The sequence below is a fragment of the Pedobacter sp. genome, assembly GCF_965227205.1.
Lineage (GTDB): Bacteria > Bacteroidota > Bacteroidia > Sphingobacteriales > Sphingobacteriaceae > Pedobacter.
Window position 1 is genome coordinate 716964 of record NZ_OZ245727.1, and the last position, 13854, is coordinate 730817.

Genomic DNA, 13854 nt, shown 5'->3' on the forward strand with positions numbered 1-13854 from the left:
TAACAGTCTCTTTACAAATAAATTATTTTTTATCTTTTACCTCCAGCTTCATGGTTTTAAAGCCAAAACCACCTAGCAAATCTGTTCCTTCAATCCATACGGTATAAGTTCCAGGCTTATCGGCAGAGAAAAAAGAAATTTCTGCCTCTCCATTTTTATTGGTTAAAATATTCGGCTCCCAATGGATTGTAGACCTAAAATCAGCCTTGCTATCAGATGATGAGGTAGTATATTTAGGTCGATAGTAATCTATTTTGCTGCCATATGCAACGGGTTTTAATAGATATATATTACTTGATTTTTTTAAGAAAGGGCCTGAATTTGTTTTTGTTGTAATTTCTATAAATGTATGGAAGCTTCTTTGCGCAGCCGTTGTTAATGGTGGTAAAAATGTACTTGCGTAAGCCATTGTGTAGCCATATGTCATTATTTCTATCCCTTCAATATCCTCTGCATTGTAAGAATCTAAATATTGCTGAAGAAATTGTACATGTCGGTCATTATAAGCATTAGCCACAATATCAGAATCTTTCACATAAAGATCATCTAGATTAAATCCGTCTATAACTAATTTTACCGGATCACCAAATACGGCAAAATCTCTAATTCTGGTTTTATGATCTAACGTAATTCTAAATCCTTCTACTTTTTCTCTAAGTACCTGATACAATGTTTTTTTTGGAATTTCATATAAATCTTCTGGAGTAATGGTTTGACTTGCATTACCGGGGCCATTTAAATTCTTTGAACCCTTTATGATTTTCTTGCCGACAATATTCACTTCTTTTAAACCAATGCCCGAATTAGCAGGTAGTTTAAATTCTTGCTTTTTGGTTTCAACCATTTGTATTGCCATACTATCTTGTAGCACATCTATATCATTATTAATTGGTGTTACACGAGGTACAAATATTGGTCTGGTAAACTCATCTATTTCAATACCAAGTGTGCCATTTTTGCCTTTACTGTTTTTAACCTGAATAACAAATGTGGTACTATCTATAACAGGAAAATTTTTAAATGTGAAATTTCCTTGCGCATTGGTTATGGTATCTTTAATTATAACATTTTTACTTCTTCCTAAAAGCGTTACTATAGCATTACTAGCTGGTTTGTTAAAGAGGTTTGTGATTTTCCCATTAATCGTGTAATCTTTTTCTGCTTTAAACTTTGGGCTAGTTATTGCCAAATCGGTATAACTAACCCAACCTTGTGTAAGCATAAGTGCTTCAAGCGCTTCATGTTTTATAGAATCAATTTTATGAAAGTAATAATTTGGACTCTCAATGTCTCCCTTTAAATCTGACGACATTAGCAAATAGGTTAAAATGTTTTCATCATTTAAGCTGTCTTTTAATACCTGTGTATCGTCAGTTACAGCCATAGAAAACGAACCTTCAATAGGTTGTTTGTTGTTATCTAATACTTTTAATTTTATTGCAATGCTGTCCCTTTTGAAGAAATCACTTTTATTGGTAGTTAAGTCTATTTTTAATTCATCTTGATGATTTAAAAACAAATTTCTTTGATTTAAAATTTTTCCGTTACCATCTATTAAAATAATTTGCCCCACACCAGTTGGAAAAACGTTCTTTGCAATAGATAATAATTTTTTTGTGGTGCCTGCTCTAACAGATGTTGCAAAACAAGGAACCCCACGGCTTTGCCCTAAAACTGTTATTTCGGGCAAAGGTGTGTCTGATAAGATGGAGATTTTTAAAGAATCTGATTTAAATTTGTTATCTATTTTTAATGTTATTCCAGATAATGCAGGTTTAGGCAAAATAATTTTTTGACTATCATTCAAACCTGATATTAATGATATATAAGTTTCTTCGGCATGTGGAGTCATTGTAAAAGTCCCCATTCCTTTTTCATTAGAATGAAATTCAGTAACTTTTTTTTGTTTTGAATCAAGAATTTCCCCTGAAATCTTAATTCCTTTACCAGACGAATTGATTGCTTTAAAACCTATTTTCTGCTGCCTGTCAATTATCCATGTACCACCTTCTGCTAAAAATTGAATATCATATTGCAATAATTTACCTGTAGTATTTAAATCTATATTTGTTCCAATTTTTTGTTTAATATTTGTTGCTTTTTCGGCTGCTTTTCTTCCCTCAGAGGAACTGATAACTTCGATTTCTTTTTGAAAAATATTAACATTTCCAAAATTTTGCATCCAATTCGTATAAGCCCTAAAAGTATATTTTCCTGGTTTATATGTGTTTTCTTTTAACGGGATGGCGGCCCAAGTTAATCCCAATGTACTGGGAAGGCTTATCGTTTGCATAATTTTTCCATCCGAATTAACCATATCAACATAAATTAATGCACTTATTTTAGAATAATAATTTAAACCAGCATCAACTAGATAGCATTTAAACCACATGGTATCTTGTACAGCATACATCTTTTGGTTAAAATGTGCATAGAGTTTTTCTCTTGGTAGCGTGGTTCTTGTTTTTTCTAATTGAGCAATTACTTTTTGAGATAAATTTTCTTGAGCTAACAACGATTGGCTAAATAAAATTATACAAATTAAGATAAGCTTAAAGGAAAGTCTTTTGTGCATTTTATAATAGTGAAATGTATTTAAAAAATACAACTTATATTTTAGTTGAAAAAATAAGCTGTTGCTTAGCAATCTCTTTTAAGGAGTTATTTTTTCTCACCAATGTTTAATGTCATTGTTTTAAACCCGAAATTCCCATTAAAATCAGTCCCTTCAATCGAAACAGTATATGTACCCTTTTTATCAGCGGAGAAGAATGAAATATTTCCTTCACCGTTCGCATCAGTCATTAAATTTGGATTCCAATAAATTGTGGTTCTAAAATCTGGCTTAGGGTTGCTTTTATTATTGATGTTGTATTTCGGACTGTAAAATATTTTGTTGTCTCCATAGGTTGGAGGTTTATACTTAAACATATTATCTGCAGTTTTAAAGTGCGGACCATAGCCTGCTTTTGTGGTAACTTCTACAAAAGCAGAATTTGAAGCTGTAAACGGATCTGTGTATTCATTAATATAGTTATTGGTATTCTTATTTGAAATCATTACTTCAATTCCCTTAATGTCCTCAGCTTTATATAAATCCATATAGCTCTTCAAGAAATTAAGATGTTCTCTACCATTTCCAGGATCAATTGGATTAAAGAAAAAATCAACATTTATCCCATCAATAATTAAGTTTAACGACTCCTCGTTTATTGCAAAATAGTGGATTCTTGGAGTTTTGAAACCTTTAGTGGCTTCCCTAAAACCCTTAACGTTTTCTTTAATCAAATCATACAGCGTTTTTTTTGATACTCGTTCTAAATCTTCCTCATTTAAAACAACGTCAGCATTTCCTGCTCCATTAAGATTTTTAGAATCTTTAACAATTTTTTTTCCGGTTATTTTAACCTCTCTTAAACTAATTCCGCTTTTAAAAGCGATGTCATTTTCCTGTTTTTTCGTAGCAATTAGACTGTCAATAGCAACCTCACTACTTGGATTATCCAGGTGATTTTTTTTCGCAGGAGTGGGCAAAAATGGAGCCCTTTTAAAATCGTTAACCTCAATATTTAATGTGCCAACTTTACCTTTCGAGTTTTTAGCTTGGATAACGTAAGATGCACTATCCATGGGAGCAAAATCTTTAAACAAAAATTCTCCATTAGCATTTGTAGTAGTGCTTGCAATAGAGAGTGGTTTTCTGGTACTCAGAAGTAAAATCTGAGCTTTATCGATTGCCTTATTTGTGATATTCGTAACTTTCCCGCTAATGGTAAAATCTTTTTCAGGTTCAAAAATTGGTTTTTTAGTTAAATCCCAATTATAATTTACCCATGCCTGAGTTAACATCAATGCTTCTAAATCATTATGCTTCTGTTCGTTGAAGTTTTGAATATAGTAGCCTGGTGATTCGATTTCTCCTTTCAAATCTGAGTTCAACAGCATGTGAGAAATAATGTTATTCCAATTTTCGCTGTCCTTTTTTATCTGATTATCATCAGTTACAGCAATTGAAAAGCTACCTTCAACAGGTTTTTTATCTTTATTTTGAACGTTTAAATTTATGCTAACACTATCTCTAAATGTATAAATGTTTGATGAAGAAACTGGCTGTATTTGTAATTCGTTATTTCTGTAGATAAAAAAGCTTCTTTCATTTAGTGGTTTCTTGTTGATATCTACAAGAAGAATTTGCGCTACACCAGTTGGAAAAAGCGACTTAGCTATTTTTATAGTTTTAGATTTTACACCAGCATTTAATCTGGCAATAAAACAAATGTTTCCTCTGCTTTGTCCAATTAAATAAACTTCTTGAGGCTGAACTTTTAAATTGATATGTACAGCAAGAGAATCTAAATGATAAGAATTGTTTAATTGAATCGATGTGCCTGAACTTTTTGAGGAGGGCAGATTAATGTTCTTTACAGGTTCAGGGCTATCAAATTTTGCAGAATAACTTTCGTTTGGTTCTGCAAACATGGAAAAATAACCCATTCCTTTATCATTTGATTCGAATGGAGTTATCGTATTTCCTTTAGAATCAATTATATTTCCTTTAACTTTTATGCCTAATCCGTTATAATTAACTGCCTTAAAAGCGATTTTTTGATGAATTTCTGCTATTAATTTACCGCCCTCTGGTAAAAACTGAACATCTATTTCTTTTGGGTTTTGATTTTTAGAATTAAATGTTTTTGTTTTAGTCTTGGTTACATTTATTTCATCTGGCAAAGGTTCTGGTTCAATATAATCTACAATTTGGATGTTTTGCTTGAATATATAATTATCGCCAAAATTTTTAGCCCAATTGGTGTAAGCCCTAAAGGTGTATTGATTGTCTTTATATAATTCTGGTTTTAGTGCAAACCCTCCCCATGTTATTCCCATGGCGGTTGGCAAACAAATTGTTTGAATTGGATTTCCTTTCACATCCAACATTTCAAAATAAATTAGTCCGCTTATTTTTGAAAATGCGTGAGTTTTGCCATCTACCAGATATGCTTTAAACCATAGTGTGTCTTGAGGTGTAAATACAGTTCTATCTAATTGTAAGTATAATTTTTCTCTTGGTGCAACGCTGCTTATACTATCATATTCTTTAATAAACTTTGTACTGAATGCTTGCTGTTGCGCAACTAAACTCTTTGATAATAGAATTATGGATAGTGAGATTAATAGGGATTTGAGAGGTTTCATAAGATATTTGGATGTAATTCCAAAATACAACTTATTTTTTAGTTAAAAAAAAAAGAGGCTGTTGATTAACAGCCTCTTTACAATTCTAATTTATTTTTAATTATACCGTCTGATTTATGAACACAAAATTATTATCGAACATATCGAGTTTAATTTTACTATCCTTATCAACTTTACCAGCTAATATTTCTTTTGATAGCTCATTTAAAATTCGCTTTTGTATTACACGTTTCAAAGGTCTTGCACCAAATTGAGGGTCGTAACCAAGTTGAGCCAACCAATCTAAAGCTTCTGGTGATGCATCCATTTCTATCCCCATTTCTGCCAAAGTTTGTTGTACATGTTTAAATTGTAACGAAACAATATCTCTGATTTCGCTGCGATTTAAAGGCGTAAACATAATTAGTTCATCAATTCTATTCAAAAACTCAGGGCGAATCGTTTGTTTTAAAACCTCGAACAACTCGTTTTTGGTTTTCGCAATTACTTCATCACGATTTTCATCATCCAGGTTTTTAAAATTATCCTGAATTAAATGTGCTCCGATGTTTGAAGTCATGATAATGATGGTATTTTTGAAATTTACAGTTCTGCCTTTATTATCAGTTAAACGTCCATCATCTAAAACCTGCAATAGAATGTTAAATACGTCAGGATGCGCTTTTTCAATTTCATCCAATAATACAACTGAATAAGGTTTACGCCTAACTGCTTCAGTTAATTGCCCACCTTCATCGTATCCAACATATCCCGGAGGCGCACCAATTAATCTTGAAACTGCATGGCGTTCCTGATATTCACTCATATCAATTCGGGTTAAAGCATTTTCATCGTTAAATAAAAACTCTGCCAATGCTTTAGCCAATTCCGTTTTACCTACACCAGTTGTACCTAAGAAAATGAAAGAACCGATTGGCTTGCGTTTATCCTGCAAACCTGCACGAGAGCGACGAATGGCATCAGAAATGGCTTCAATTGCTTCATCCTGACCAGCAACGCGTTGATGTAATTCAGCTTCAAGGTTTAATAATTTTTCGCGTTCACTAGCAATTAATTTCGTAACCGGAATGCCTGTCCAGCGGCCAACTACACCTGCAATGTCATCAGCTGTAACTTCTTCTTTGAGCATTCTGCTATCGCTTTGCTGGCTTTCTAAATCTGCCTTAAGCTTCTCAAAAGTATCTTGCGCCTCTTTTATTTTACCGTAACGAATTTCAGCAACTTTCCCATAATCTCCGGCACGTTCGGCTTGTTCGGCTTCTAATTTATATTGTTCAATCAGTTCAACCTGATTGTTAATATTATCTACCAGATTTTTTTCACCTTGCCATTTTGCTTTCAATTCATCTCTTTCGGCAGAAAGATTTGCAATATCTTCTGTAAGTTCCTTAACCTTTTTATCGTCTTTTTCACGTTTGATAGCCTCACGCTCTATCTCCATTCGCATAATTTCGCGATCTAAAGCATCTACGTTTTCAGGTACGCTATCCATTTCCAAGCGAAGTTTAGATGCCGCTTCGTCCATTAAATCAATTGCTTTATCTGGTAAAAAACGGTCGGCAATATAACGCTGACTCATTTCTACAGCTGCAATAATGGCTTCATCTTTAATCCTCACTTTGTGGTGCGTTTCATAACGTTCTTTTAAACCACGCAAAATCGAAATCGCATCTTGCGTATCTGGTTCTTCAACCATAACCTTTTGAAAACGACGCTCTAAAGCCTTATCTTTTTCTAGATATTTCTGATATTCATCTAAGGTTGTCGCACCAATTGCACGTAACTCACCACGAGCCAAAGCTGGTTTTAAAATATTTGCAGCATCCATTGCGCCTTCTCCGCCACCTGCACCAACTAAAGTGTGTATCTCATCAATGAAAAGAATGATGTCGCCATCGCTTTGCGTTACCTCTTTAACAACTGCTTTTAAACGCTCTTCAAATTCGCCTTTGTATTTCGCACCTGCAATTAAAGCACCCATATCTAACGAGTAAACTGTTTTGCTTTTCAGGTTTTCAGGTACATCGCCTTTGATAATTCTAAAGGCAATACCTTCTGCAATAGCGGTTTTACCAACACCTGGTTCACCAATTAAAATAGGGTTATTCTTCGTTCTACGAGATAAAATCTGGATAACACGGCGTATTTCCTCATCGCGACCAATAACCGGATCTAACTTGCCACTTTCGGCGTATTCGTTTAAATTACGGGCATATTTTCCTAAAGCTTGATAAGTAGCTTCTGCATTTTGGTCAGTTACACGATTATCTCCACGCAGTTCAGTAATTGCTTTTTTAAGGTCCTTTTCATTAACGCCTAGCTCTTTCAATAATTTCGAAGTGTTATCGTTTACGGCTAAAATTCCAAGTAAAAGGTGTTCTACAGAAACAAACTCATCTTTAAATTCTTTTAAAAACGATTGTGCTTTTTGTAAAACATTATTTGAATTTGATGACAGATAGACATTGCTTCCGCTAACTTTCGGAAACTTTGAAATCTCTGCATCTAAATTTTGATTTAAAACACTAAGGTTAACATTTAGCTTCTTCAAAACGTAAGAAACCACATTTTCATCAACAGTAAGCAAACCTTTTAAAAGATGTGCCGTTTCAATAGCCTGCTGCTGATTGCCTTGAGCTATTTCAGAAGCCTGTTGAATTGCTTCCTGGGCTTTTATTGTAAAATTGTTGAAGTTCATATAACCGTTTTAGTCAAAACAAATGCCATTGCATTTTTGCTTTTTTAAATCGGAAATTTTGTCGGTACAATTTTATATTTAATGACTAAATTACTGATAATTAGTTATTTATAGTGAAATTTTGTCTTGTTTTTTAGGTTTGAAAAGCAATTGTAGTAACTTTTTCGATTCTGCAGTCCCGCTTTTTGCTGTATCCCGAGAAATTCGGGATGCCGCTCCAATCGGGTTTAGATGGCGAGGCTTCTGATTCTATTTAAGAAAAACCATAACGCATAAAAAAAGCATCAACGTTTTATTTGCAGATGCTTTTTTTCAGTTGTCTGTTTTCAGTTTTCTGTTGCCTGTTTGGATTTAAAAAATTAACCGATTTAACAATTCATCAATTAACCAATTTAGCAATTAAACAATCCTAACAATTCAACAATACTCTATCCTAAAATCTCTTTTAGTTTTTCTGTCTGGTGGTCAGTTAATTTTTGCAGCGGACCAGATGCCAACATTTTCATCATCATGTTCAAATCAGCAGAGATAATAAGCTTTGCTGTTGTAGAATCATTACTATTATCGGTTACTGTCCATTTTAATTCTATATCAAATGGTGGTTTTTCAGTAGGAATAGCAACAAGTTCTTGATTTTCGATTCGACTAGAAATCTTGATGGCTAATTTTGCCATATTTTGAATTGTAAATTTAGCTTCATCCTCGCTCGATTCCCAATTGTAAATATTATCAGGCATTAAACCCTGGTGGTTGTTCATATTTGAGAGAAAGGCATAAACCTCGTTTACAGGCTTATTAATTTCTACAGCGCTTTCAATAATTGTCATTAGTAAATATTTGGTTTTAAGTTGTTCTTTACGATTCTGAATTTAGAATTTCATCCTTGCCCCATTCAGAAGGGTTTAGACGCCACTTTCCTAACAACTCCATATCGCTTTTTGCAATTATGCTATGTTCTGCAGCATATTCAATTAATGCTCCGTAATTTGATAATGTTAAGTAACGACATTTAGCTGCAGCAAAATTTTCATCTGCCTGAGCAAAGCCATAAGTAAAAATTGCTGCCAAACCTGCAACAGATAGGCCTGCACTTCTTAAAGCTTCAACAGCTTGTAAACTGCTTTTTCCTGTAGAAATTAAATCTTCAATAACCACCACACGCTGGCCTTCTACAACTTCACCTTCAATTAAGCTTCCGGTACCATGTTCTTTAGCTTTTGCACGTACGTAAATAAATGGCAAACCTAGTTCTTGAGCCACCAAAACACCTTGTGGAATTCCTGCAGTTGCAACGCCGGCAATAACATCAACCGAACCAAACTCTTCCTGAATGGCTTGCGCTAACTTTTGACGAATGTAAGTTCTAACCTGTGGATGAGAGAGGGTAATTCTGTTATCGCAATAAATTGGCGATTTCCAACCAGATGCCCAAGTAAAAGGATTATTAGGTTGTAATTTAATTGCCTTTATTTGTAATAAAAATTCCGCTACCTTTAATTCAATATCACTTTTATTATACATGGCCCAAAATTACAGAATTTATATCAACGATAACACTTTGTTTATATCAGATGTTTTGCCTGAACAAAAGGAAAAAATTCAACAGCTTGAAATTCAGGATTTTGATTTACAAATATTTTACAAAAAATTAAAAAACGGGTCTAAAAAAAGCTACATTTTCTTAACCAAAAACCCAAAAGAAACCTTTAAAAGGCTTAAAAAGAACTGCGAAATTATTAAAGCAGCAGGCGGTTTGGTAGAAAGCAGTAATGGTAATTTTCTATTTATTTTTAGAAATAAGAAGTGGGATTTGCCTAAAGGTAAGCTTGAAGACGGCGAAAATATGAAAGAAACTGCTGTTAGAGAGGTTGAAGAAGAATGCGGAATTAAGGTTTTTAAACGCGAAGAAAAATTGTGCAGAACCTATCATGTTTATCCAAATGGCTCAAAAATGGTTATCAAAAAAACTAATTGGTATAAGATGAAGGTAAAAGGCGAGCCAAAATTAGTACCTCAAAAGGAAGAAGGTATTGATGAAGCAGTTTGGTTAGATAGAAATCATATTTCGCCAGTGGTTAAAAATACTTTTCCATCAATTATGGATGTTTTAAGAGCAGGAGGGGTATTGTAGGTTTGCAATTAACCAAGTCGGTCGTCATTTCGACTGTAGTGGAGAAATCTTTTATTTCAACATTTTAACGCTGATATTTACATTATGTCTTAGCCAGACAGGCTCTTTTCTTTTGACACCAAAAGAAACAAAAGTGTCGGCTTAAAATTTTTCTATTAAAGTCCTTGCGAAGGATTTGATATTTTATCCCGAAAAATTTGTTAGGCCGATTTAAGTAAAACGGGGAAACAATGCTTTGGCCTTTCTATGCGAACATAAATAGTATTATATCGTCATTTCGACGTAGTGGAGAATCACGAAGTGCTCTGCGAAGCTAAATCTTTGAATATACTTTAACAGAAATCTCTCCTGAAAGTTCGGGATTCTGATCTAGTTGAAATGATATTAAAATTTCAATTCTCAAAATCTAACTCATCAACCACTTTCTTAACTCTTTTTAAATATTTACCGTAATAATACCATGCCCATAATTCGGTAATTGCACCAATTATTAAAATTGAAATAAAGCAATTTAGAATGAGATAAACTGGCGATAGCTTACTTAAAATTCTTGCAAAAACTGAAGCCTTCTCTACAAATAGATAAACTGCAAAAAAAGCAAGGCAAATAAATCCAATAATATAAGTAAGTGCTTTATAAAGCTCAATATTCAGTTTCATTTCATAGAAAAACCATAGAATACTTTTTCTGCTGTCCATACTCATATCGTAAGAGTTTTTGTAAAATTTGTAAAATTTGAAAAAGTAATAAGCTGTAAAACCGCATATTATTGCATAGAAAGTGTAATATGTTAAGTTCATGTTGGCTGAGAAACTAAAAAAATACGGAATAACAGCAAGGAAAATCAATGCCGCAATCTGATAGTTAAACTCATGTTTCATCTTTTTCCTGATGATATCAATTGGCGTGCGAGCTTTTTTTATCTTAAGCATATTCTCTGAAATGTTGGTTTCTTCTACATTTTCAGCATTCCATTCGTTTTTTATATCGTCAAAATTCATAACCATTTTTCTTTATGATGAATTGTAATTTTTCTTTTGTTCTGTTCAGTTTTACCCGAGCATTTACTTCGCTTATGCCCAAATTTTCGGCAATTTCTCTGTGCGATTGATTTTCGAGAAAAAGAAATATCAAAGCTTTTTCTACAGCATTTAATTCTTGAACAGCCGTATATAAATAAGCAAGTTTCTCTTCCTTTCCTTCGTTTTCGTTAACATCGACTACGTCGATATTTTCATTGAGTGGAGTTTTATCTACTTTCCTGTTATCTTTTTTAAAATAAACTAGAGCAGTATTTAGCGCTACCCGATACATCCACGTTGAGAATTTACTATTGCCTTTAAAAGATGGGTAAGCTTTCCAAAGCTGCATTACGATTTCCTGAAAAAGATCTCGCTGGTCTTCTGCACCATTCATATACATTTTAGAAATCTTATGTATAATCGCTTTGTGCTGATTAATCAGAGAAAGGAATATCGTTTCAGTTTCTTTCATTTAAGGCGTTTTTATTTGGCTTAAAGAATTAAACTAATCTTGATAGGAAAAAGACTCGCTACGCTAAAAATTGTTAAGATTCGAGTATTCATAAATTCATTTTATATACTCTATATGTAATCGATTTTTGAAAACGTTACATTTTAGCGAGGAAAATATTTATTAAAGAAAACTTAAGGCTTCTTTTGGTACAAACGGACTTACATCACCATGGTTTCTTAAAATATCGCGAACTATTGTTGAGCTTATTGCTGAGTATTCTGGCTTGCTTAAAAGTAGTATGGTTTCTACTTCAGGCATCATGGTTTGGTTAATTTGAGCTATGGCTCTTTCGTATTCAAAATCTGATGCGGAACGGATACCACGAACCATGTATGTTGCGTTTATCTTTCTACAAAAATCGACAGTTAAACCCTCGTATGTTTTAATTTCGATGTTTTTATAACCTGTAAAAACAGTTTCTAAAATTTGTAAACGTTGTTCGGCTGTTAGAAAATTTTGCTTTGAACTATTTAATCCGATACCTATAACAATCTTATCAAAAAGGGGAGTAGCACGTTGTAAAATGTTAACGTGTGCAATTGTTATTGGGTCGAATGAACCTGGAAAAAGCGCTATCTTCATAATTCAAATATAGATTTTTAAGCGGAAAGGAGAAAGATTAAAGTTCTATGCTTCGCACCTCGTCATTGCAAGGTACGAAGCAATCTTAATGCATTTGTAGTAAACCCAAAGTTGTAGGATTGCTTCGTGCCTCGCAATGACGACTGTTTATGTAAAGAGTTAAGGATTTGTGCAGTTAGCTTTTTTTGCGGTTAACTAAACTCAAAAAAGCTAAAAGAAGAATTTCCGTATTTGCGGGTTTCAGTATAGCCAGGTTGATTATGCAATTTCATATTGCTTTGGTGCTCAACAATTAGTAATCCATCTGGCTTTAACAATTGCTGTTCCTTAACCATAACCGGAATTTGAGGAATGTTTGGCATATTATAAGGAGGGTCAGCAAAAATCAAATCGTAAGAACCCGTCATTTGTTTTAGGAGCTTGAAAACATCGCCTTTACGCACATCAATTTGATTAAAATCGTATTTCTTGGCGGTTGTTTTAACCCAATTTACACAACCATAATCCATGTCAACAGCTAAAATACTTTCAGCATCTCGAGAAGCAAATTCGAAAGTTAAATTTCCGGTGCCACAAAATAAATCTAAAACAGTACAGGTTTCAAAGTCGAATTTATTATTTAAAATGTTAAATAAGGCTTCTTTTGCCATATCTGTTGTAGGGCGAACAGGTAAATTTGCTGGTGGTTGCAAACGAATGCCTTTTAATTTACCTCCAATTATTCGCATAAATCTAAAGCAAGTAAACCGCTGAAATAATGTTGTGGCATATCGGCAAGCAATTCGTTATTATCTTTTGCAGCAGGTAGAAAGAAATATAGATTGTTAAAATATTTCAGTAAGCAGTTGTAGTGCTCATCATCTTCGTTAATAATCCCTTGTAGATAAACCGGAACATTATCGTTTAAGTTGAGCTGCTCAATTATCAATAACAAAAAGTAATTAAATTCTTCTGCAGTTTCTGATTGATAATGATTTTGAAAAACAACCTTTTTATCTTTAACGTATAAAACGTTAAAGGAAAGTGCCGTGAAATCTATTAATAAAGATTCATCGGCCAAATGCTTAAACAAAGCAATTAATGGCTCTGATTGAGGGAAAACTAAAGATTGTTCGGGCAATACAAGTTTAACATCTTCGTTAAGGCAATATATTGTGTTAAAACCTAAAGCATTTTGCTTAGCATAAACCTGATTGTCTGATCCTAAATATTTAGCATATACCGCTAAGTTTTCACCATCAAACCATTCATCAGGAATAAAAATAAAATTTGAGCTATGGATTGAAGCCTTAACAGCGGCATAATTTAAACTCAAATGAGCGTCGTTAGCAAATGCACTTTTTACTTCATTTTCTATCGAATCACAGCCCTGTTTATCAAATATTGCGTAAATTATTCCAGAGTTTTTATCTACCAGAGCATAAGAAAAACTGTCGTTTGTTATTTTTAACAATAAATTACAGTTTACAGATGCCTCAGTTTTAAAATTAGGGTCGACCAATAAAAGACTGTTTTCGCTCATTGAAACAAAAATAGAGTTTTTTGTAGATTAACCGCAAAGCACGCAAAGTTTTTTCGCAAAGGAAATGAAGTTGAGTGGTCTTAATTGTTAATTTAATATAAAAACGCTTTAAGATTCCCGTATACACGGGAATGACGTGAAGCGGGATTTTGCCACGGAATCACGGATTGACACGGAAGTTGGTGTTTT

General features: G+C 33.4%; 11 protein-coding genes. 1 reads left to right on the plus strand and 10 read right to left on the minus strand.

Translation table 11 applies throughout. From position 1 onward, the window contains the following. Positions 1-22: 22 nt before the first annotated feature. From ACO05K_RS02990 to pyrE, 5 genes are all read right to left on the minus strand, one after another. Positions 23-2515, minus strand: coding sequence for a hypothetical protein (locus ACO05K_RS02990; RefSeq protein WP_421942982.1), 2493 nt, complete (start codon positions 2513-2515; stop codon positions 23-25). A 146-nt stretch (positions 2516-2661) separates the two neighbouring features. Further along, complete coding sequence (locus ACO05K_RS02995; RefSeq protein ID WP_421942983.1) at positions 2662-5196, minus strand: hypothetical protein; 2535 nt, start codon at positions 5194-5196, stop codon at positions 2662-2664. Between the two features lie 100 nt (positions 5197-5296). Next, positions 5297-7894, minus strand: coding sequence for an ATP-dependent chaperone ClpB (gene clpB, locus ACO05K_RS03000; RefSeq protein WP_421942984.1), 2598 nt, complete (start codon positions 7892-7894; stop codon positions 5297-5299). 428 nt (positions 7895-8322) lie between these two features. Continuing rightward, entirely contained in the window at positions 8323-8721 is a 399-nt protein-coding gene (locus ACO05K_RS03005) for an SRPBCC family protein (protein ID WP_421942985.1), read from the minus strand. A gap of 28 nt (positions 8722-8749) precedes the next feature. Beyond that, positions 8750-9415 carry an orotate phosphoribosyltransferase gene (gene pyrE / locus ACO05K_RS03010; protein ID WP_421942986.1) on the minus strand — a complete coding sequence of 222 codons (666 nt, stop codon included), beginning with the start codon at positions 9413-9415 and terminating at the stop codon, positions 8750-8752. On the opposite strand from pyrE, the gene ACO05K_RS03015 reads away from it, so the two are divergent. After that, entirely contained in the window at positions 9414-10025 is a 612-nt protein-coding gene (locus tag ACO05K_RS03015) for an NUDIX hydrolase (protein ID WP_421942987.1), read from the plus strand. The genes pyrE and ACO05K_RS03015 overlap by 2 nt on opposite strands. 392 nt (positions 10026-10417) lie before the next feature. On the opposite strand, the gene ACO05K_RS03020 is transcribed toward ACO05K_RS03015, so the two are convergent. From ACO05K_RS03020 to ACO05K_RS03040, 5 genes are all read right to left on the minus strand, one after another. Continuing rightward, a complete protein-coding gene (locus ACO05K_RS03020; protein ID WP_421942988.1) occupies positions 10418-11026 on the minus strand; it encodes a hypothetical protein in 609 nt (202 codons plus the stop codon). Next, a complete protein-coding gene (locus tag ACO05K_RS03025; protein WP_421942989.1) occupies positions 11016-11519 on the minus strand; it encodes an RNA polymerase sigma factor in 504 nt (167 codons plus the stop codon). The genes ACO05K_RS03020 and ACO05K_RS03025 overlap by 11 nt, the downstream gene beginning before the upstream one ends. A gap of 162 nt (positions 11520-11681) precedes the next feature. Then, complete coding sequence (coaD, locus tag ACO05K_RS03030; protein WP_421942990.1) at positions 11682-12143, minus strand: pantetheine-phosphate adenylyltransferase; 462 nt, start codon at positions 12141-12143, stop codon at positions 11682-11684. A 191-nt stretch (positions 12144-12334) separates the two neighbouring features. Beyond that, positions 12335-12871 carry a 16S rRNA (guanine(966)-N(2))-methyltransferase RsmD gene (rsmD, locus tag ACO05K_RS03035; protein WP_421942991.1) on the minus strand — a complete coding sequence of 179 codons (537 nt, stop codon included), beginning with the start codon at positions 12869-12871 and terminating at the stop codon, positions 12335-12337. Continuing rightward, positions 12862-13665 (minus strand): DUF3822 family protein, encoded by an 804-nt coding sequence (locus tag ACO05K_RS03040; RefSeq protein ID WP_421942992.1) that lies wholly within the window; start codon positions 13663-13665, stop codon positions 12862-12864. Before ACO05K_RS03040 ends, rsmD begins: the two co-directional genes overlap by 10 nt. Positions 13666-13854: the final 189 nt, after the last annotated feature.

Excerpts from the sequence above, each read along its gene's own strand:
- ACO05K_RS02995 (WP_421942983.1), bottom strand. The coding sequence starts at position 5,196 with ATGAAACCTCTCAAATCCCTATTAATCTCACTATCCATAATTCTATTA.
- clpB (WP_421942984.1), bottom strand. The coding sequence starts at position 7,894 with ATGAACTTCAACAATTTTACAATAAAAGCCCAGGAAGCAATTCAACAG.
- ACO05K_RS03005 (WP_421942985.1), bottom strand. The coding sequence starts at position 8,721 with ATGACAATTATTGAAAGCGCTGTAGAAATTAATAAGCCTGTAAACGAG.
- ACO05K_RS03015 (WP_421942987.1), top strand. The coding sequence starts at position 9,414 with ATGGCCCAAAATTACAGAATTTATATCAACGATAACACTTTGTTTATA.
- pyrE (WP_421942986.1), bottom strand. The coding sequence starts at position 9,415 with ATGTATAATAAAAGTGATATTGAATTAAAGGTAGCGGAATTTTTATTA.
- ACO05K_RS03020 (WP_421942988.1), bottom strand. The coding sequence starts at position 11,026 with ATGAATTTTGACGATATAAAAAACGAATGGAATGCTGAAAATGTAGAA.
- ACO05K_RS03025 (WP_421942989.1), bottom strand. The coding sequence starts at position 11,519 with ATGAAAGAAACTGAAACGATATTCCTTTCTCTGATTAATCAGCACAAA.
- coaD (WP_421942990.1), bottom strand. The coding sequence starts at position 12,143 with ATGAAGATAGCGCTTTTTCCAGGTTCATTCGACCCAATAACAATTGCA.
- rsmD (WP_421942991.1), bottom strand. The coding sequence starts at position 12,871 with ATGCGAATAATTGGAGGTAAATTAAAAGGCATTCGTTTGCAACCACCA.
- ACO05K_RS03040 (WP_421942992.1), bottom strand. The coding sequence starts at position 13,665 with ATGAGCGAAAACAGTCTTTTATTGGTCGACCCTAATTTTAAAACTGAG.